17 protein-coding genes are annotated in these 21,009 nt (G+C 43.0%); 9 read left to right on the top strand and 8 right to left on the bottom strand.

Features of this window, described 5'->3' with window-relative positions:
- The first annotated feature begins 64 nt into the window (after positions 1–64).
- Positions 65–1,951, top strand: a complete 1,887-nt coding sequence (gene glmS, locus KA717_13765; protein ID UXE63578.1) for a glutamine--fructose-6-phosphate transaminase (isomerizing) — start codon at positions 65–67, stop codon at positions 1,949–1,951.
- Between the two features lie 640 nt (positions 1,952–2,591).
- Here the strand turns inward: glmS and KA717_13760 are convergent.
- The 5 genes from KA717_13760 to KA717_13740 form a co-directional block, all read right to left on the bottom strand.
- Positions 2,592–3,638: a hypothetical protein gene (locus tag KA717_13760; GenBank protein UXE63577.1), complete on the bottom strand. Its 1,047-nt coding sequence runs from the start codon at positions 3,636–3,638 to the stop codon at positions 2,592–2,594.
- 93 nt (positions 3,639–3,731) lie between these two features.
- On the bottom strand, positions 3,732–4,481 hold the full coding sequence (locus tag KA717_13755) for a hypothetical protein (protein ID UXE63576.1): 750 nt from the start codon (positions 4,479–4,481) through the stop codon (positions 3,732–3,734).
- Positions 4,482–4,525: 44 nt separating this feature from the next.
- Positions 4,526–7,273 carry a hypothetical protein gene (locus KA717_13750; GenBank protein UXE63575.1) on the bottom strand — a complete coding sequence of 916 codons (2,748 nt, stop codon included), beginning with the start codon at positions 7,271–7,273 and terminating at the stop codon, positions 4,526–4,528.
- The gene (locus tag KA717_13745) at positions 7,227–7,598 is read right to left on the bottom strand and encodes a hypothetical protein (GenBank protein UXE63574.1); all 372 of its coding nucleotides are present in this window, start codon (positions 7,596–7,598) and stop codon (positions 7,227–7,229) included. The genes KA717_13750 and KA717_13745 overlap by 47 nt, the downstream gene beginning before the upstream one ends.
- A 165-nt stretch (positions 7,599–7,763) precedes the next feature.
- Positions 7,764–8,171: a hypothetical protein gene (locus KA717_13740; protein ID UXE63573.1), complete on the bottom strand. Its 408-nt coding sequence runs from the start codon at positions 8,169–8,171 to the stop codon at positions 7,764–7,766.
- 467 nt (positions 8,172–8,638) lie between these two features.
- On the opposite strand from KA717_13740, the gene KA717_13735 reads away from it, so the two are divergent.
- From KA717_13735 to KA717_13715, 5 genes are all read left to right on the top strand, one after another.
- Entirely contained in the window at positions 8,639–9,184 is a 546-nt protein-coding gene (locus tag KA717_13735; GenBank protein ID UXE63572.1) for a hypothetical protein, read from the top strand.
- Positions 9,185–9,187: 3 nt separating this feature from the next.
- Positions 9,188–10,687 (top strand): hypothetical protein, encoded by a 1,500-nt coding sequence (locus KA717_13730; GenBank protein ID UXE63571.1) that lies wholly within the window; start codon positions 9,188–9,190, stop codon positions 10,685–10,687.
- Positions 10,688–10,953: 266 nt separating this feature from the next.
- Positions 10,954–11,406, top strand: a complete 453-nt coding sequence (locus KA717_13725) for a DUF29 domain-containing protein (protein UXE63570.1) — start codon at positions 10,954–10,956, stop codon at positions 11,404–11,406.
- 79 nt (positions 11,407–11,485) lie between these two features.
- Entirely contained in the window at positions 11,486–12,007 is a 522-nt protein-coding gene (locus tag KA717_13720; GenBank protein UXE63569.1) for a gluconokinase, GntK/IdnK-type, read from the top strand.
- A gap of 100 nt (positions 12,008–12,107) precedes the next feature.
- Complete coding sequence (locus KA717_13715) at positions 12,108–12,953, top strand: hypothetical protein (GenBank protein ID UXE63568.1); 846 nt, start codon at positions 12,108–12,110, stop codon at positions 12,951–12,953.
- Positions 12,954–13,934: 981 nt separating this feature from the next.
- On the opposite strand, the gene KA717_13710 is transcribed toward KA717_13715, so the two are convergent.
- Positions 13,935–14,408, bottom strand: coding sequence for a hypothetical protein (locus KA717_13710; GenBank protein UXE63567.1), 474 nt, complete (start codon positions 14,406–14,408; stop codon positions 13,935–13,937).
- A gap of 25 nt (positions 14,409–14,433) precedes the next feature.
- Positions 14,434–15,672, bottom strand: coding sequence for a S41 family peptidase (locus KA717_13705; protein ID UXE63566.1), 1,239 nt, complete (start codon positions 15,670–15,672; stop codon positions 14,434–14,436).
- Between the two features lie 141 nt (positions 15,673–15,813).
- On the opposite strand from KA717_13705, the gene lepB reads away from it, so the two are divergent.
- From lepB to KA717_13690, 3 genes are all read left to right on the top strand, one after another.
- Positions 15,814–16,383, top strand: coding sequence for a signal peptidase I (gene lepB, locus KA717_13700; GenBank protein UXE63565.1), 570 nt, complete (start codon positions 15,814–15,816; stop codon positions 16,381–16,383).
- A gap of 541 nt (positions 16,384–16,924) precedes the next feature.
- Positions 16,925–19,072 carry a ribonuclease R gene (locus tag KA717_13695; protein UXE63564.1) on the top strand — a complete coding sequence of 716 codons (2,148 nt, stop codon included), beginning with the start codon at positions 16,925–16,927 and terminating at the stop codon, positions 19,070–19,072.
- A 77-nt stretch (positions 19,073–19,149) separates the two neighbouring features.
- Positions 19,150–19,929, top strand: coding sequence for a DUF3153 domain-containing protein (locus KA717_13690; GenBank protein ID UXE63563.1), 780 nt, complete (start codon positions 19,150–19,152; stop codon positions 19,927–19,929).
- Between the two features lie 32 nt (positions 19,930–19,961).
- On the opposite strand, the gene KA717_13685 is transcribed toward KA717_13690, so the two are convergent.
- Positions 19,962–20,858, bottom strand: coding sequence for a GNAT family N-acetyltransferase (locus KA717_13685; protein ID UXE63562.1), 897 nt, complete (start codon positions 20,856–20,858; stop codon positions 19,962–19,964).
- Between the last annotated feature and the right edge of the window lie 151 nt (positions 20,859–21,009).

Raw genomic sequence — 21,009 nt, 5'->3', positions numbered from 1 at the left:
GACTGAAACTACTACACTAAATAAAAACCTAACTTAGTCCTTTTTACCCTTCTGGATCATTCTCATGTGTGGAATTGTTGGTTACATCGGCACTCAGACTGCAATTAATGTTTTAATCGATGGTTTAGAACGGTTAGAGTATCGTGGTTATGATTCAGCCGGAATTGCAACCATTAGTGAAGGTGAAGTGGATTGTATTCGTGCCAAAGGCAAACTGGTCAATCTCAAGGAAAAATTAGAACGGGAAGTCAATACCGCCCGCATTGGCATTGGCCATACCCGTTGGGCAACTCATGGGAAACCCGAAGAACGGAATGCCCATCCCCATCGAGATAATAGTGGGCGCATGGCGGTTGTCCAGAATGGCATTATCGAGAATTATCAGGATTTACGCGAAGAACTCAAAGAGAAGGGTTATACTTTTCACTCTGAAACCGATACAGAAGTAATCCCGATCCTGCTGGAAGATATTTATAAAAATATTGATAAAACCAATGCTGATGCTTTTCTCCATGCTATCCAACAGACCATTGCCCGCTTAGAAGGGGCCTTTGCGATCGCCGTTTTATGTGCAGATTATCCAGATGAATTGATTGTGGCCCGTCAACAGGCCCCGTTAATTTTGGGATTCGGACAAGGGGAATTTTTCTGTGCCTCCGATGTCACCGCTTTAGTGGCCCATACCCGCACCGTACTGTCTTTGGAAAATGGGGAAATTGCCCGTTTAACACCATTAGGGGTTGAGGTTTATGACTTTGCCTTGAATCGTCTGCGGAAATTACCCCGTACTCTCGATTGGAGTTCGACCACCGTTGAAAAACAAGGTTTTCGGCACTTTATGCTCAAGGAAATCTATGAGCAACCGGCGGTAGTGCGTACTTGTTTGGAAACTTACTTAGATGCCCATTGGCAGAGCGATCAACCTACTTCTCCTATTCAACTGGGCTTAGCTCCCGAATTAATCGATAATTTGCAGCATATTCAAGTTCTCGCCTGTGGAACCAGTTGGCACTCGGCTTTGGTGGGCAAGTATCTATTAGAACAAGTGGCGGGCATTCCCACGACAGTACATTATGCCTCTGAGTTTCGCTATTCTCCCACCCCCCTTACGCCCAATACGCTAACCATTGGGGTGACGCAATCGGGGGAAACGGCGGATACATTGGCTGCATTGGAAATGGAAAAACAGCGTCGTTTAACCTTGGCTTCTCCCTACGAACCCCGCATTATGGGGATTACCAATCGTCCCGAAAGTACCCTAGCCAATATGGTTGGCCAGATTATTAATACCCAAGCAGGGATTGAAATCGGGGTGGCGGCCACCAAAACCTTTACGGCTCAGTTAATGGGTTTTTATTTCCTTGCCTTAGATTTGGCCTATCGTCATCAATCTTTACCCTTGGATCAATTAGCCGCAATTATTAATGGTTTGCGTCAGTTGCCTGCCCAAATTGAAAGTATTTTAGAAAAACAAGAAAAGGCGATCGAAACCCTGGCCCACGATTTTGCTGATACGCAAGATTTTATTTTTATTGGTCGCGGGATCAATTTCCCGATCGCCTTAGAAGGTGCGTTAAAACTGAAGGAAATTAGCTATATTCATGCCGAAGGTTATCCCGCCGGAGAAATGAAACATGGCCCCATTGCCTTATTAGATTCAAAGGTTCCTGTCGTGGCGATCGCCATGCCTGGGTTAGTCCATGACAAGGTTTTATCCAATGCCCAGGAAGCCAAAGCACGGGATGCGCGGTTAATTGGTGTAACTCCCAATGATGATCTCGAAGCGCGATCAATTTTTGATGATTTGTTATTGGTTCCTCCAGTGGAAGAATTATTGTCGCCGATTGTGGCAGTCATTCCTTTGCAATTATTGGCCTATCATATTGCGGCCCGCCGAGGTTTAGACGTGGATCAACCGCGTAATTTAGCGAAGTCCGTTACGGTGGAATAGGGGTAAGAAATGATGGCGCAAACTTTATCTAAATCTAAATTTAGATAACGAGAAATAAGGGGAAGATCTCTTTTTAAATGGACAATCATCAACTATTCCCTATCAACTATTCTCTCAGCAATTCTAAATTTGCCCTGTAGCAAGGGTTTCAGGTTTTAGTTCGCATAATACGGGGTAAAATTCAACGGGATTAACAAGTTTATTTTACGAGTCTTCAGGCTTTTAGACATAGTAGTACGCCTAGAATTGCCCCAAAACCCTCCTTTAACCCATATTCCGTACCAATTAGAAGAAAATAAATAATTTAAAATTTACACGCTATATGCAGGCATCATTAGCCATCACAAAACTAGATATAGACGGAGAAGGAAAGACTATAGTAGTGCGTTTATCAGTGCTTTTGTTCTGCATAAAGAGGCGTACTTTTGTTGATCAGCAGATTGTGATTCCTGAAACCGTTGTGGGGAAGCACTTCTGCTAATCTAGACTTGTTCGTATTAATTAAAATTCTTGTTGCCAAGTACGGAATGTGGGGTAAATAATTCGTTGATAGCTTTTCCTGTCAAAAGGGATGATAAGACTTCCGTGATAACATCAGACATAATCAACGAAAAATTTACAGCAAGAAAAAATTCAAAAATCAGAACTTACTTAAATTAAAATGAGTCTGACTAATGGCACTAAAAATGGCCCAACCCGCGATCGCCGATAAAGTCAAAGAAACCATCGGTGCTAAGATGCCGAGAAAAATCATGAACCACATTAAATCGGGATCGGTATTCATATCTTGACCGGGCCCATTCATAATGACAGTGGCCGTAATAATGGCCATAATATTAAAAGACATTTTGGCAATTCCCAAGGCAAAAAAGCCAATAATCCAGGCAAAAATCGGTTTACCGGCAATGGGTAAAAGAGAACTGCCAACCGCGATCGGCCCTAAAACCGCGATTAATAACATCGTGGCTTCAATTAAATTTTGAAAAGCATATTGGAGAGAAATTAGAAAATTTTTAATGCTGGTTTGTAGGGTTGATCCTAATAGGGCATTGAAACTAGTATCAGAGACACTACCGGTGTTATAGGTAATCTGATTGGCTTTAATTTCTAAACGACTAATCCAAGGTTGATTGCCGTATAAGTTACGGTATTGCTGCCATAGGCCTTGCATTTTTTCGTTGGCCTTAATAAAACATTGTTGTTGTTGTTCTCCCACTAAAGCACTACAGGGACGAAATAAAGAACCGGCAAATTCCTCAGCCACACTCATATTTAAAACTTGCTGATAGGTTTGGTTGCCATTCGCGGTCGTAACAATCTGCTGATTGATCGTATTTAAAAAATTTCGGACTCCGAGGGTTAAATTGGATAGCATACTGCCACTACCCATATTGGTTAATAAAAGAACAACGATAAAGGGCCAAATTAAAGCCGATAAAGGGCGGGAAAACTCGCTATAAATGGCATCCCGTAGCCATTGGATCATAAAAAATAGTAAGGTTCCCACTGCAAAGAAAATTCCCAAAGTTGTGAGGGAACGATAGATGTTATCACTGGCATTGCTTTGCAACAAATTGATCCATTGGTTGTCCCAACTTTGGCTAATACTTTGGGCAGTGGTCACACCACTATTAAAAACATCGTTAATACCGGTTTCTGACAGTAAAAATAATAACTTGTCTTTCATAATAACCTATTTTCTATTTTCTACTTTTCTAGTTTCCGAATTTTACATTTTCTATTTTTACAAAATCACTAAAAGCTAATTTAAGAGAAATGATTACTGACTTCTGCCCAATAAATCCATTTGAGAGGTGGCTCGTAATAGTCGGGCAGCTTCGGCCGCCGTTTCCACTCGTTGGCTACGATTGGCGATCGCCATTTGTTGGGAAATATTAGCCAGATTAAGATTTTGATATTGTAAAGATTGATTATTCTGTAGGCCTTGAGCCAGGGTTTCCGCCGCCATTTTAGCCTGCTCAGTTTGAATTTTAATGGACTGCAATTGTAAATTAGCTTGATTAGCCGTTAACTGAGCCATTAAAGCAGGGGGAATCGCGGTTGCGTTACCTAATCCCACCACCGACTGTTGCAATTGAATAAAAAGATCATCAAACTGTTTCGCAAAATTGGTGATCACTTTCAGGGAATTTTCGGTATTTTTTAATTTATCTTTAACCCTTAATTGACCCTTAACGCCCAAGTTTGCTGTCACCGAACCCAACGTCATAAGCCGATCAATTTCATCCCCAGTCATACTAGAAAAAACTGCCGAATTATTTTCAAAGCGATCGCTGCGGGAATAGAGAGTCAGGGCATTATAAACATTTTCATTCAGGGAAATAGGATTGGGAACCACAATATCTCCCTGGGCATTAACAAAATTAATTTGTACGGGAGTACTGAGTGGGTTAAAGGTCTTATTAAAATTATTTCTGAGGTAATTTTGGAGATCCCCAGAATAGGACTGAAAATCCGTCCAGACCTGGCCTAAATCAGCCAAAGCCGGCAAGGCCATTAACAAGGTCAAAGAAATCGTTAAAAAACAAAGTTTTCGCATAGCTTTATCTAAATTTATCCTCCCCTTAAAGAAGCCACTAACTGACGGGCAAAGACAGAAATCGCCTCATATTTATCATTATAATGCTGCATTGCTTTTTGACGAGCCGTTTGTTCCTGGGGATTATTGGCCACCACCGCTAATTGTTCATAGCCAGGATAATAGCGACAGAAAGTATAGACCCCTTGATCATCCAGTAGCCATTGACTATAAATACCCTCTTTGCGAGGAAAAAAGCTCTCGGAAGCATTACGAGCAATAATTTCGCGAGGATATTTTAAAATTTGTACAAAGCTATCAATAGCTACGGGTTGGATTCTTCCAATTAAGCGAGTTGTTAAGTTTTGTAAGATTTTAGAAGCAGCTTTAGATTGGGCAATGGTATCCGGATCTTGAGCCGATAAAATCACGCGAATCCCTGCTTTCGCACCGTTAGCACACATTCGACCCACTAAATCAGCAATTTGATCAAATTCAAATAAAATCGGGGCTTCATCAATAAAAAATATCGAGGCCGGATTACTTAAGGCACGACGCAAAGCCGCAGAATAGGCACTCAGGGAAAGAATCGCAGCATCTTCATTATCCGAAAGATTTCTCAGGGCAAAGACTAATAAAGGGGCATCGCTAGAAAAACTAGAGGGCGCAGAAATAGCCTTTCCCACTCGACTGGACAACCAAAATCTGAGTCTTAATTGAATATAATTTAATGCCTCTTCTACGCGATCGCCGACGGATTCTAAGAGTAAATGTTCATGGGAACAAAACCGTAAAAAATCTTTTAAAGTCGGAGTATGTTGCCAAGCCATACTTCCCAATCCCTCTTGCCTCGCTTCTTGATAACGTTTTTGAATAGTTTGATCAGCAAAAAAAGCAGTGAGAGCTAAATTTAAGAGCGAACGAATCGTTTGAGCTAATAATTTATTATCCGTTGAGGAACCTAACACCATTGTCATCAAAGCGGATTCGAGAAAAGCACTATAATCTAAAAGACGATCTTGCTGTTGTTCAGGGGTTAATAAATGCAGATCAGGCTGTTCAAAGAGATTATTAGATTGTTTGGAAATATCGAAATAGGCTCCCTCTTTACCCATAAACTCCGTATAGTCAGTAAAGGTTGAAGTCCCATCAGGCTTCGGAAAATCTAGGGCGACAATGGGAATATTATGGGCTAAGGCTTGGGTTAAAATGCCTGATACTAGAACCGATTTCCCCGCACGAGTAGTGGCAAAAAGAGCCAGATTTTTATGTTGATTGAATAAATCTAAGTGAATTGGGGTTCCGCCTTCCTCGGTAATTAATTCAAAGCCTTCCTGATCTCCTTTTTTGGGTAAGACTAAAGGCATTAATCCAGGCACTTCACTGGTTAAATATAATTGCCGACGATTGAAGGGTTTAGCCAATAATCCTTCCCAAACAATAGGTAGCGTTTGTAACCAAATTTTCCAAGCATATTCAGTTTCACGGATCACCTGGGCTGGACGCTGAAAACAGGTTTCAATGTAGCGAGTAGCCTGATCTAATTGTTCTAACTGGGGACGATGGACTAAAATGGCAATGCCATTATAAATCGGTACGGCTCCTTCATAAAGTTCTTCCTGGGCGGCAACAGATTTACGCAATTTGAGTTGGGCATTAACATCAATTGTTTGATTCTTATCTTGAGCTAACCTGGCAGACATATTAGATTGTTTTAAAACTCGCTGTAAGGTGTTTTTTACCAAGGTTGGATTGGCGGCGGTTAGCTGACAAAATATCTCCGTATCAACAACAGTTTCTCTAGCGATTAAATCCCAAAGATAGCGCAGTTGGGCCATTTTATTGGGCCAGCCCCCTGGCTTTTCTAAAAAAGTCATCACCCCGATATAATGATTATTCAAATGCACCCAACGGCGATCGGCACAGGGGACTCCTGACTCCATCAACAAACTAGTACTATGTAGGTTTTCTAAAAGTAATTTACTGCTACTTAACTCCGAATAGGATTGCTCAGATAAACCCTTTTCATCTAAGACCATCAGTTGAGGGATATCAATGGCAGGCGTTGAATTAAAGCGTCGCCAGAGATCCGCCCAAAGTTCCTTGGCTGTCAGAGCTTGCACGTCTAATCCCATCTGATTGCCTAGAATTTGTTCCCAGCGACAAAATCCCTGTTTATAGGCATTGCTCACTAAAGTTTCTAGGTGTTGATTTTCAACTTCTGTCAGTTTTCCTTTAAATTGTAGCCAGGATAATTCTAACTTCGCTAGTAATTTTTCAATCCAGTCCTCCGTCTGATCAGCACTTGGCTCAATTGTATAGGTGACATAAATTCTCAAAAATTTAACTTTACGAATCCCCGCTTTTTTTAATTCTTTAGTTCTGGCTTTTTCTGACATTAACAAATATTTAATATCCCTGGAACTGGCTTTTTGAATTAGCTGATTGAGTTCTTGTTGGCGGAGATGGTCAGAACCAAAGGAACCTAAGTGAAAGGTGATCTTCTCATTCAGGGGAATATCTTTTAAGCCAACTTCCAAATTATTGAAAATGGTATCAATTTGGGCAGTGGTTAAGGTCGTATGAATGCCGCGACAATCAAAGCCAAAGACAAAGCAAAATCGATCTTTTTGATAATTTTTATTTAAAAGATAGGCTCCGATATCCCGTTCATAGAGTGAGATCCTTAGCATGGTAGCTAAATGTAACGCATCTTCAAAAGGGGTGAGACGAGTTTCATTGCTGGCGAGTTTGACGCTTTGTTTGCCGATTTTGTCTTTCATAATTTATTTCTAACCAGCTTTGATACCGAGCAAATCCCCTTGTCCAGGTGGGCACTGCTATTAATTTGCTGAGAAAACGCCAACTTTTTCCCCCTGTTAAAATCCACCAGGTAGCCATTCCCCAGCCGGTCATCAGCACGATCCAGAGCCATCTTTGAAAGTCATCTTCAAATAAACCGCCAAAAACACCGTTAATAATAAAGTAAACGCTCAAGGCAATCACTGCCCAGGGAATAATTTGATCGGCGGGAATGGGGCCAAGGGAGGGTTGTGATCCTAAGATTTGATTAACGGGGCGAAATTCTGGATCTTTTTCCTGGGGCATAGTTGTTTTTGAGTTACTTTTTAGGCGTAAGCCTTGCCCCTCTAACTTCTCTGTCGATTTTGTTTTGGCAGAGGCATATTTCGATCATATTGATTTGTCACCTTAGTTTTAAGCTTTAAGTTTTAAGAAATAATTCTCGTGTTATTGATGCCATCACGGATCACATTACTTATTGGGTTCACCGACAATAAAGGAGGTCAAGACATCAGCAATGGTAACAGCAATGATCACTAATAGGGGAATTCTGGCTACGCTTTGCCAATCTTCGTCTTTCCGAACAGCGTTAATGATGCCAATGAGAGAGCCAGCAATATAAAGTAGATAAATTGCTCTGAGAACATTAAAGACTAAACTAATGGCCGTGCGGGTATTGTCGGTGGTGGTGGAACCTTGGGTTAGAGTATTTTGAAAGAAATCTTCGGCTTTTTTGAAAAATTGAGCATTAGCCGGTTCAGCCAGAAAATTGAGCCACAAGGTACTGGTGACTAGCGCGATCGCCAAAAACTGGAAAAATAGTAACCACTGTTTGGAAATCCCCAGCCGACGACCCCAGTAAGCGATCGCCACTGTCATTCCCCCACTGACGAGCAGACAAAATAAGAGGCTAGAACCTTTAACAACGATTACGCAAACGAATAGCGTCACCAAGAGCAATAGGGGGATAAAGTAAGCCAAATCTCTAAACCAAGGGAGTTGTGCTCTCTGTTTGTATCTCGACATTGGGTTCTCGCTATCGGTAGAATGTCCTGTCACAGTTTATCAAAATTTATAGGCGTTATCGGCGGTGTTATAAGTTAGGCCAGCAGAAAAGCTTAGGAAAAGCCATCGTTTCCCCCACGACTCCAGTCCCTCGCCTATGATCAGTTATTAAGCCTACCCTTACCCTGTCTATGCGATCGCGTCTATCCGAGAGTCAGCAGAAAAATACTTTACTGTTGTTTGGCTTTGGTACTTTAGGACTAAATGCAATAATGTTATTGCTATTGTTTTTTAACCAATCCCTGCTACAAAGTCTTAGCCGACAATTAACGCCTCAAAGTTTGATCGAGTTAGAGAATGGAACGGCGATTACGGCTGATCCAGAAGAAAATTTAGAGCGACAACCAGCAACCCTTTCCCGTTTTGTGGGGGAGAGTATGACCTTGATGTTAACCTCTTCTGCCAGATTGCCGCCCCGTCTGGTTTTGAATATTACCTCTGGCCTGTTCTCGAAATCCTTTCAAACCCGATTTGCCAATGAAATTTTAGAACAACAGCGATCGCTGCGATCGGGACGAGAAGACGCTAATCTGGAAACAGTACTGGTCATCGAAAAAATTTCTGCACCGCTTAAAATAGAAGCAGGGCAATGGAAACTCGAAATCGTCGCTCATCAACTGTTGTTTAGCTCTTCTGACCTATTGGGAAAATCCTTACCTTTTCATAAACAGATCTGGGTTCGGGCGATTCCCCAAAATCCCATTACTTTGCCCAATAAACCGTTGCCTCTTGATTTAGCCACCTATCGTCTGGGTGAGGCTCGGCTCGAAATTTATCAGATCTGTGATTTTCAGCAAAAAACCTGTCCCCAAAACCCCAAACCTTAAGCAATGAATCCTGCTTCTCCCAGTCCCGCCCCCAATCTATTGTTTGACAGGACTTCCGATCCCGCCAATTCCCATGATGCAGATCCCCCAACTGATATGGCTGCTTGGGAACAGCGCATGGCAAAACTGGTGGGACTGAGTGCGGAGGAGGAGCTTCCTCTGTCTTTGGTCAATACTTCTCCCGACGAGGAAGAGACAGATTTTGCGGATCTCAATCTTTTAAGCCCGGATAGTCCCCAATCCTCTCGCACGGCTGAACCCCTTTCGGCTAATCCTTTGGCAAAACTGGGATTGGTGGGATCGGCAACCCTGGCGATCGTGCTGCTGGCAGGCATTTTTTTATCTCAAATCATGGGAGGCGGCCATCGTACGGCCTCTAAAAGCGTTCCCGTCACGACCCCCACGGCAACACCCAAAAATGAAACCCAGTTATTGAGCGGTGAGGTAGAAACCCTCAAAACCAAGTTAGCTTTAGCAGAACAGGCTGAGGCCGTCAGAAGAGCCCAGGAAACCCTCAGAAGAGAACCGCTTAGTCCCAGTGCGGTAGTTAGAATGCCCGTTCCCAGTCAGACGATGGGGGTCAGAACCGTTTATGTACCTCGCATCATCACGGTGGAAAAAATTGTCAAAGTGCCTCAGACTGTTTCAGCTGCACCCAAGTTGGCCCCGAATCCCCCAACTTCGCGCCCCAGTTCATCTCAGCGTATCGTCAAGACCAGTCCACCGCGCTCATCTTCCCCTTTAGTCCAAACTCCAGTTCCCCTTCAATCTACTCCTACAACTTCCCTACCTACACCTCAAGTCACTCCCCTGCAACCCTTGCCCTCTCCGCCTGAAACGAAGAATTCGACTTCTGTGGCCGCCGGAGTCACAGCCAAAGCGGTATTAGCTACCGCCGTTTTTGGGGAAACCATGCAGTCTGCCAATAATCAGAATGATAATGAAAAGAATGTCTTTGTTGTCCGTCTTCAAGAACCTTTAAAATCCGTTGATGGCGCGATCGCCTTACCGGAAAATACAGAACTTTTAACCGAAATTAAGTCGCTTTCTGAACAAGGATTAATTCAACTCAGAGTGATCAAAGGCGTTATCCAGGAGAATGGCAAACTCACAGAAATTGATTTACCGCCTAATGCCATGATTGTCCGTGCGCTCGAAGGACAACCTCTGATTGCCAACCAATATCCTAACCAGGAATCCTCCATTACGGGCATGGATATGGGACTGTTTCTTCTCGGCGGTTTAGGGAAAGTGGCGGAACTCATAAATCGCACTGAGTCGCAGGTCATTACCACCAGTGCCTCTGGCAGTATTATTTCTAATGCCAATCCCAAAAGTAATGTGCTAGCAGGTGTTTTAGAAGGGGGGGCCAATACCGTAGTTCCTCAAATTGCTCAACGCAACCAACAGTCCATCAGTCAAATGATGCAACGGACGAATATCTGGTTTATCGCAGCCGGAACGGAGGTGGAAGTTTATGTTAATCAATTACTACAACTTTAGTTATTTGCTTTCGTTGTTGCCTTGAACATGCGACTTTTTTCAAGTAGCGATCGCAGTCTTAAGAGTTGATATTTAGTAAACCCACTCTGTCACATTTTGCTATTATTCTTGCTTCGATCATTCGGCATTTTGATCAATTATTCCTGATGATTGAATTACGTCAACGTTTACAAAAGGAGCGATCGCCATTTTTCCTCTTGACCATAAAATGATAATTTAGACGTTAACTAGTTTTACAAAAGTAAACCTGAAAAATAAATAAAACTATGACTAAAACCCTTACTCCTCCAAAATTATTATATGATCACGATTTTTTACAATGGACAGAAGAGACGATCGCCCATTTACAAAACCGTGACTTTAATCAACTTGATATTACCAATTTAATTGAGGAAATTGATAGCTTGGGGAAATCACAGAAAAATGCCTTTAAAGGTCAAATCCGTACCTTAATCGAGCATATTATAAAACGCTGTTATGTTGATATGCCCCTTGAATATAATGGTTGGGAAAGAACAATTCGCAATATTCGCCCCGAAATTGAAGATTTAATCGAAACTTCTCCTAGCCTGGAAAATGATTATCCTCAATTGCTTGATCGTGTTTATCAACAATGTCTAAAAAAATTGCGACCCGAATATCAAAATACCGATTTTCCTGATACCTGGCAATTTACGCGATCGCTGGATGATCTTCTCAATTTAGACCTCTGGGAATAGGCGATCGCAGTCCTCAGCCTTAAGATAAATTAATTGAGTTTGTTTGATTATGAATGACTACCCTTTAGTGTGGATAATTATGGGTGTAAGTGGCTCAGGAAAGACTGTAATAGGTCGTCTTCTATCTGAGCGATTAGAGTGTGACTTTCTGGAAGGCGATCGCCGACATCCTCCGTCAAACATTATCAAGATGCTTTCACAGAATCCCCTGCAAGATGAAGATCGCCGCCAGTGGCTTCTAGAAATAGAGGATGATATTGGACGAGCAATAGATCGAAGCCGAGAAACTGTCATAACCTGCTCTGCGCTAAAAGCGTCCTATAGAAAACAACTTACATCTCTAAAGCGAGTTCAGTTAGTGTGGCTAAATGTACCTAAATTAGAACTGGAGCAGAGACTGATCAAACGCTTAAATCACTATATGAAACTTGAAATGCTTCACAGTCAGATCGCTACATTTGAGCCAATTAGTCCAGAAGAGAATACAATCACTATGGATGGATTGTTGCCACCAATTGAGATTGTCAATGAATTGCTTCGTCGGACAACTCTATTGTTTCCAAGCATGAATAAGGCATGGTGGCAGAGATGTAGAAGATGAACTTTTTGACACTCTCAGGTCTGTGGTCACTGAGCTTCCAAACTCCCATCTTTACTTTATGAAAATGAACAAATTACAAATTCTACGGAGCTATTGAAATATGGCAAAGAAGCATTCTTACGGTGTTGACAATCAAGCTTTCCGTTCAACTATTCTTAGTTGGATGGCTCTTTCTACCTTTGTAACAGTTGTATTAGTTGATTTACTGAAGAAAGTATTAGTGGATTCACTCAAGAGCTCTGATTTTTCATCTTTCAGTAGCTTTGATTTTTCATCTTTGGAGACATCCTTGTCGCTGCTGTCCGTACTACTGTCTGCGGGGCTTGTTCCAGTAACGTTCTCGATTATCAGTTCCATTTATGGCCAATTTATATGGAAAATAAATCGGTTTGACAAAGTACCAAATTTGTCTGGTACATGGATAGGGATGGCACAGAATCATCTAGGTGTTGAACGTCTTCGCTTAGAGTTAATGAAAATTGAGCAGGACTGGCACGAAATTCTCATAACCGTAGAGGTTTATCCAGGAAATAACGCGGAGCCAACGGAGGTATCAAGTTGGTTGGACGACACAGAGAATAAAACTGATAAGCATAAGCTTAAAGTAGCTCCCATGGGTACTGAGTATTCAAAAATTGCTCTCATCACAGAATGTAATGTCGGATCTGGTGATTTGATTTTCAATTATGAACATTATCCTGAGACTGAAAGACAAGTTCGATTTCAAGGAGCAATGTTTCTCAAATATAAGAAAAAAGGAAAATTTCATGAATTGGGAGGTGACTACATTAACGACAAGAGAGGAAAAGATTTTAGGGGGTTAGTTGGTAAAATTCTATTTCGCAGGGTTTCCCATCAACTGATTGAAACTGAGGAAGCACTACAGAAAGCTAAAGACGAAAATGTTTTAGCTTATCTTCACGGAGTGGTTACGGCTGAGATTTAATGAAGCTCAAAAGCCTAATCTCTAAATAGGTTTGATGTGACTCAAAAGTGTTTGTAGTGCGATCGCCTTTCCCATAGAGTGGTAGGTTAGTTTGACAATTGAAAAAATACTTATGACAAAGTGATCGCTAGTTGGATTTAATTTTTCTGTTTCCTCATTCACAGAAACATTAACCCGATAAAAAGTACAGCTAGTTTTCGGAGCAAAAGGGTAAACTAAAACGCTTATGAAAATCCTGTTGCACTTTATCGGTTAAACAGGGTGAAACCTGACGAATAATTTCTGCCAAGAGGCGATCGCAGTCTTAAGGGTTAATATTTTAGTTAACCCACTCTGTCACATTTGGCTATGACTCTTGCTTCAATCATTCGGCACCTCGATAAATTACCCCTAACGCTCGAATTGCGTCAAAAACTAGAAAAAACGCGATCGCTGTTTCATTCCATTGAGGATCAAAATTAGGCCAACATTTTAAAGTTTTCAGTTCCGATGTCAACACACCTGATCATGGAATAACGAAGTATAACGGGGTTAATCGGAGCAAAAAGAATCTTGTCGATAAGAGAATTCCCCCCTTTTTTTGCTACAATCGTCATTAAGTTTCAAATCGCGTAGGTTGCGCGATTGTTGGAATTGACAAGTGTTGATACGTCACAACTCGATTCTCAGTTCGAGACTCTTAAAGAGGCTCGCGCTGGGGAGCAGTTTACCAGAGATAATGGGGTCGTATTGCACTCAAATACCAATGTTGCCGAAGGTATCCTGCAAGAAGGGAGGATTTTGAACTCCCCGCCTCCTTGTTTTTTAAAAAACAAAGGAAATATTGCTAGAACGGACTCGGAAGTTTCCAGTAATTGATACCACAAGGAAGTTGATTATTGGAGGCGAAAACGGACAAAGGCAAGTCCCAGACCCTAGAACCAAGGAAGCGTAAGCCTCCATCGGTCAATCGGGGAGCGAATATAAAGCAGTTGACGCTGTTTAACTGCGGTTAACCCCGTTTTCTGTGTGCCTCCAAAGTAACTGCTGGCCTTGTATCGTCCAATAAAGGGTTCTCAAACCTCGGCGATCGCTGATCAGATAAACTTTTTGTTCCTGGGCATCATAAAAAACCGCCGAAAAAATGCCATCAATCTTTTGTAAAAAGCTAAAATCTTGATACTTTTGATAAAGGAGACAAAAAATTTCAGGATCACTTTTTTGTGAAAAACCGAGAGCTTTTTGATTATAAAATTCACCATCCAACCAAAAATAATAATGGTTTTGACGATAGGGTTGCATCTCTTTTTGTAAAACCTGATTATGACAACGCCCTGCTGCTATCTCTTGATTGCTAAAGATGTCATCACGACTATAAAAATCATAATGGCGCGTCATCGTTAGCATTTTATCTAACAGTGATTTTGTTTTATTTGTTTCCCAATAAGGGTGAGTAAAACCGATTAATCCAGGCATAGAACAATAGGCTGATTAATTAAACTTAATGGGCATGGGCTAACACCACTTTTTCATTCAAAACCTGCATAGCAGTTTGATATTGAATATCTTCAGGGGAAGTTACCTGGGGAAAACTTAAGGCGGATTGGGCCACCACCTGATCGGGGACAATTCCTAATTTGTGAATATCCTTATGACTGGGAGTTTCGTACTTAGCGACAGTGACCGCTAAACCGGCTCCATCACTTAACTCAAATAACGATTGGATTAGACCCTTACCAAAGGTTTTTTCCCCCACTAAGATAGCTCGTCCGTTATCCTGTAAGGCTCCGGCTAAAATTTCACTGGCACTGGCCGTTCCCTGATTTACCAAGACGACTAAGGGGGCATTGCTAAGGGCTTCTCCTTCGGCTGTAAAACTGTCCTGAATACCTTGACGATTAACGGTATAGACAATCGTTCCTTCGGGGAGCCAGAGTCGAGCAATGTCAATACCCGCTTGCAGTAACCCGCCTGGATTGTTCCGAAGGTCGAGGATATAAGCCTTTGCTCCCTGGGTTTGCAGCGTTTTAATGGCCTGGGCAACCTTCTGGGAAGCGTTAGCACTAAATTGACTCAGACGGATATAACCGACGGGATTTTGGCGATCTGAACGATCTAAATTGGCAAAAACAGGACTGAGAGAAATGCGATCGCGGATCAGGGTAATGGGTCGAGCCTGTTGCTGACCATCGGAGAGAATTGACAGCGAAACGCTTGTTCCCTTGGGGCCTCGCATCCGGGCCGCTGCTTCATCTAAACTCAGGGTATCCGTGTCCACATCATCAATGGCTAAAATGCGATCATGGGCCGTAATACCAGCCGCTTCTGCCGGAGAACCCGCTAAAGGCGCAATGACTTCTAATTTACCGCTATCGGGATTGATATTAATTTGCAGCCCCACTCCCGATAAGGCTCCCGAAGTACTAACTTGTAAATTGTGATATTGATCGGGACGGAGAAGACGGGTAAACGGCTCATCTAAAGTGGCCAACATCTCTTCAATCGCCTTGTAGGTTTCCTTGCGATCGCGGAGAGGACGTTTAATATATTGCTGACGCAGATTCCACCAATTTTGATGATTAAAGGTATCGTCTAAGTAGGACTGATTAACTAAACGCCAGGATTGCAAAACTAACTTTTGTTCTTCCGTAAAGGCCAGTGCGTCGGGTGTCCAGCCCAAATAGGTGGTTATTAAAACCAAACTGATGAGTAGAGTTACCCAAAACTTGCGATATTTCATGCTAACGACACTGGCAATCCCAATAATTTTTAACGATTAAGGCTAGGCCTCCCATTGTAAAGTATTCCTGTTGATCCTTTAACCTTCCCCATCCTCCCCATCTCCCAGTCTCCCCCTCCCCTAAGTCTCCCCCTCCCCTCTATGACCCCATCCCCCCATCCCGAACTCACTGCTCCTGAAAAAAGCCTTTGGCGATCGCTGCGAGAAAATGGCCTATTGCTACTTATTGCATTGATTTTCGCGCTACTCATTCGGACATTTGTGGCAGAACCCCGTTTTATTCCCTCCGATTCCATGATTCCCACCCTCGAAAAAGGCGATCGCTTAGTGGTTGAAAAATTGTCCTATCACTTTCAGGAACCCCAAGCTGGCGACATTGTGGTGTTTAGTCCTCCCGATCTGCTGCAAGCCCAGGGTTATGCCGCCAATCAAGCCTTTATTAAACGGGTCATTGCCACTGGGGGAGATACGGTTGCAGTACGAGAGGGTAAAGTCTATCGCAATGATCAACCCCTAGAGGAAGATTACATAATGGAAAGTCCACGCTACGCATTACCTAGAGTCAAAGTCCCAGAAGGTTATCTATTTGTGATGGGAGATAATCGCAACAATAGTAATGACTCCCATATTTGGGGCTTTTTACCGAAAGATCATCTCATCGGTCAGGCCGTTTTTCGCTTCTTTCCTTTTGATCGTCTAGGGACTGTCTGATTTTTACATCTCTCTTCTTAAACACAGTCTGTTACATCAGTTAGAAACCAAAGACGGGTTTACCCAATTTTGAGTATTTGGGTGCAGCATTGTGTCCTCTCTATTGATACAATGAAAAGTTATACAAGAAGTGTCTAACGGAGTAGCTAGGGGCAAGAAGCTTTCCCCACTATCGTTAGGTTTAATCCTGACAGGACAACTCGTTCTCTGAGTCAGACAGTTTTCGGTCGGAAGATCGTTTGCCCACATCCTTGCCAACGGCTGCTCTCTCTTCATCATCCCACTAGATTGTTAGCGACATCCTCATCGTCTGCGGAGGAAGTCCTGGTCTGCGGAGGAAATTTTTCCGTTGGCTTTGTTAACGGCATTTCTCAAGCCTGGCTTGCCAGACCCCTCATTTTTGGTTTGTACTCCTCACCTTCATTCAGGACTGTAATTCATGGAATTTTCGATCGCCACATTGCTTTCCCTCTTCAGTGATGACAAGTTAGTTGCTGGCAAAGTGCTGGAAAAGAAGCTTGGCTGCGAGGATGAAAGGTCTATGGAAACCCTACAAATTATCCTCGATACCCTAGAAAGACTAGGGATTTTAGAAAAGGAACGGGGGAAATATCGACGGTTAGTGACTGAGAATCTCGTCGAAGCAAAATTACGCTGTTCGAGTAAGGGCTTTTGTTTTGCCATTCAGGATGAAGAGGATGCGGATGATATTTATGTCCGAGAAACCCATCTGAGTAATGCCTGGAACGGCGATCGCGTTTTAGTCAAAATCATTAAAGACGCTACCCGACGACGCTCTCCTGAAGGTGAAGTCGCTTTAATTCTGGAACGAGCCAATCCTTCTCTGCTGGCCCAAGTTAAAAAGGTCGAACAGAACTTTCGGGCTATTCCTCTCGATGATCGCCTTTTGTTTCAATTAAATCTCCAGGAAAATGGTCTGGATCTGGAACAAGCCGTTGATCATTTGGTTCATGTTGCCGTACTTCGTTATGCGATCGGAGAACAGCCACCTCTGGGTAAAGTCACCAAAGTCCTGGGCAGTGATGCCGAAGCGGCTGCCGACACTGATATTGTCTGTTGCAAACATGATCTACCGAGTTATTGGAGCGAAGAAGCCTTCAAGGAAGCCGATAACTTACCAATGGGTCTAGAACAGAATGAATTAAAAACCCGTCAGGATCTACGTTCTCTCAAAACCTTTACTCTCATTGATGAGATCGAGCGGGATCATCTTCCCTTTATCGAAACGGCTTTCAGTCTGGAAAAAACACAACGGCACTGGCGATTGGGCGTTCATATTAGTGATGTCGATCACTACATTCAACCAGAGAGTCTGCTCGATAAATTGGCCAAAAAACGTGGCACTGCTGTTTACCTGGGTGATAAGGTCTGTCCCCTTTTCCCGGAAGCCGTTACCCGTCGTTGTTCTTTACTGATGGGTGAAGAACGTCTGGCTCTTTCAGTCTTTTTAACCCTGGATACGATGGGACAGGTTTTAGCGTTTGAATATCAAGCCAGTGTCATTCAAGTGGATCAACAATTCACCTTTTCCCAGGTACAAGCTCTGCTGGCGGAACCGGAAAATATGCCTTCCGACCTGGCCGATTTTGCCGAGCCGTTAAATCAACTCTTTTTTACCCTTAGTCCTTTAGTCCAAGCTCAACGGTTACAACGCGGTAGTTTTTCTTTGCAGTCCGATACCCCGATCGCCTTTTTAGATGAAGGACGTATGGGCGCGGTGTTGATCTCTAATGCCTTACCAATCCGTGCTTTTTTGACGGAACTGTTAATTTTAGTGGGGAAAGCGGTGGCGGATCACCTAGCGGCCTTGGATTTGCCAGCCTTGTATTGTACTCAGTCCCAACCCGATTGGGAGGAATTAACCGATCTCTTAAAACTAGCCACTAATCTAGGCTTGGAAGTTCCCATTAATTTGGAAGCAGATGTCACTCCCCAGGATTTCCAACGCTTAAGTCAGTCCTTTTCTAAAACTGCCTGCATCCGTATTTTAAATCATTTGCTGGAAGGGTCTTTAGCCTCGGCAAAATATAGCAGTCATCCCACTGCCCATTTTGGTTTGGCCTATGGGGATGGTTATGCCCACTGCGTTTCTCCTGGTCAACGATATGCTGATTTACTAATACAACGGGTCTTAAAATTAGTGCTTACGGAAGGCCGCGATCGCCGCACCAAACAAATGAAAACCGGCATCAATTTAGCCAGTAGCGACTGTTATGGCCAAATTAGCTGGAATATCTTACCTCCCCCTCTTCAAGAAAGCCTCACCGAAGAATTTCACCACCTGGTTCCCCATCTCAATGAACGAGAAAAAACCGCAGAGGATGCGGAAAAAGATTTAATTGGCTTGAAAAAAGCCGAAAAAATGAAAGAACGAACCGGCCAAGTGTTCCGAGGCTTAATTACGGGAGTGCAGTCCTACGGCTTTTTTGTGGAAATCGAAGATCTCTTAGTGGAAGGTTTGGTTCACGTTAGTTCCCTCAAGGATGATTGGTACGAGTATCGGGCCCGTCATAGTTGTCTGGTCGGTCGCAAAAATCGCACTGCCTACCGATTAGGCAATGAAGTCGATGTTCAAGTTAAGAGCGTGGACTACTATCGTCAACAAATTGATCTGGTCACTGTTGGCGGCGGGGCTGCTATTAGTGGTGAAGATTGGGAAGAGGAATAAACAACAAAGTCTCAATTCTAATCAACGACCGAACCTTAGCCTTACTTAATTTGTCCTCTATCTCTTTTTTTCTTGTCATGATGCACCTTAAAAAGCGTCTCTTTGCCTGGTTTATGCCGCTCTTGCTTCTCTTATCCCTTGGCTTAGGGGGTTGTGTTCGCTACGATCTGGGGATTAACTTTACCGAACAGCATTATGGTGAAATTATCCAACATATTCAACTGAGTCAGCAGTTAACTACACTGAGCCAATCTGAAGCAGATAAATGGTTAGCTAGTTTGGAAAGTCGCGCTAAAGCCTTACGGGGTTATAGCCAACGGGTCTCTGATCAGGAATTGGTCGTTACGATTCCTTTTGGTAGTGGTCAAGAATTAGTTGATAAGTTTAATACTTTTTTTAATCCTAAACCACCCCAAGGGGCCGGTAAAATCAAAGATGATCAGCTAGACCTATTGCAACTGAAAGCTGAGATGGCGATTCAACAGAGTAATTGGTTTTTTGTGGATCAAAATCGGCTACGGTTATCGGTAGATCTCCGCGCTCTGGGGGTTCTTTCTAATCAGGGCAATATTATTGTGAGTCCAGGGTCATTGATTGACCTTGATTTCTCTTTAAACACACCTTTTTTAGTGCGAAATGGGGTTAATGAGGATGCTCTCAGTCCTGAAGCAACTTCTACCCATTCTCAATTGCTTTGGAAACTCAAACCAGGTCAGGTTAATGTCTTAGAAGCTGTTTTTTGGGTTCCCAGTTATCTAGCGATCGCGGGTGTGGGAGTTATTGCCCTTTCCCTTGCTGGTTTTTATCTTAAATACAAACGTTGGCCCGGTGTCTTGCCCCAGGCGATCGCCGAGTAAAAATTGCCTAACAATAGTTTTTAGGATTTCTGTCAACCCAATTCCAAACAGGCCAGCCCATAAATATCTTTGAGGGAGAGAGTGGGCGGATCTCCCTTGTACATACGCAGGTTAAATAACTGGAGTTCAAAACCCCGTTCTTCTAATAAAGAGGTCGCGGCTCGATTAATCTCTGGTACATCAATTAAGACTGGCCCCTGGCGATCGCTCAACAGTAAATCCAACAACGCACCGGCTAATTCAGGCTGATCCGCCAATAATGGCCCCAGTCGCCAACCGTTTGGAGTGGTATCGTTAGGGAGTAAACAAGGTCGAATGCGTCCATAGCCTCGGCAGGAACCCGTTTCATCCAGTACCACTTTTACCGTTCCTTCAGGATGCTGTAACCATTCGTGCAAAAACAAGGGACGGGGGGTGACTTCGTGACGCGCATCATAGATCTGCACAATCTCCTCTGGTACCTCAGCCCCTGACAAAATTTGAAAACCCAAGGGCAAATCTAACGCGGTTGTCGGTCTGAGGCAAGCATGACGGTAGGCCGATGGTAAGCCATAGCGACGAGTATAGTAAGCGGGTTTAAAGCCCCAACTGGCATAGTTCTCTACCCGTTCTAGAGCGGCTTCTAGTCCCACACAGGCAACTTCTTGTAAATATTCCATCGCTTTTTGCCATAGAGCCACACCATAGCCCCGTCCTCGAAAAGCAGGATCAACAATAAACATCCCCACGAAGCCATAACTTTGATCGTAACGAATACCGGCAATACAACCAATTGGTTGATGATCGAGAACGCCGACCCAAACCCCTGTGCGATCAGTATTATAGTAAATTCCCGTATCTCCTACGCCTGGACAGAACCCTTCTTGTTGGGCCCAATGATTGACCAGGGGTAAGTCAGCATCCGTGATCAGACGAATTGTGTAAACCATGATTACAAGGATTAAAAGAAGCTAACAGGCAGTATGTCATAAAAACCTAAATTTAGAACTGCTGAATCGATAAGCATTATTGTTATACTTCAAACGGCTATAATTTAGGATTTTTATTAAAGTGGTCTGATCCCCCTTGTATCTTAAAGGA

Source organism: Woronichinia naegeliana WA131, assembly GCA_025370055.1.
GTDB lineage: Bacteria > Cyanobacteriota > Cyanobacteriia > Cyanobacteriales > Microcystaceae > Woronichinia > Woronichinia naegeliana.
This window is presented reverse-complemented; position numbering and strand designations above follow the sequence as displayed.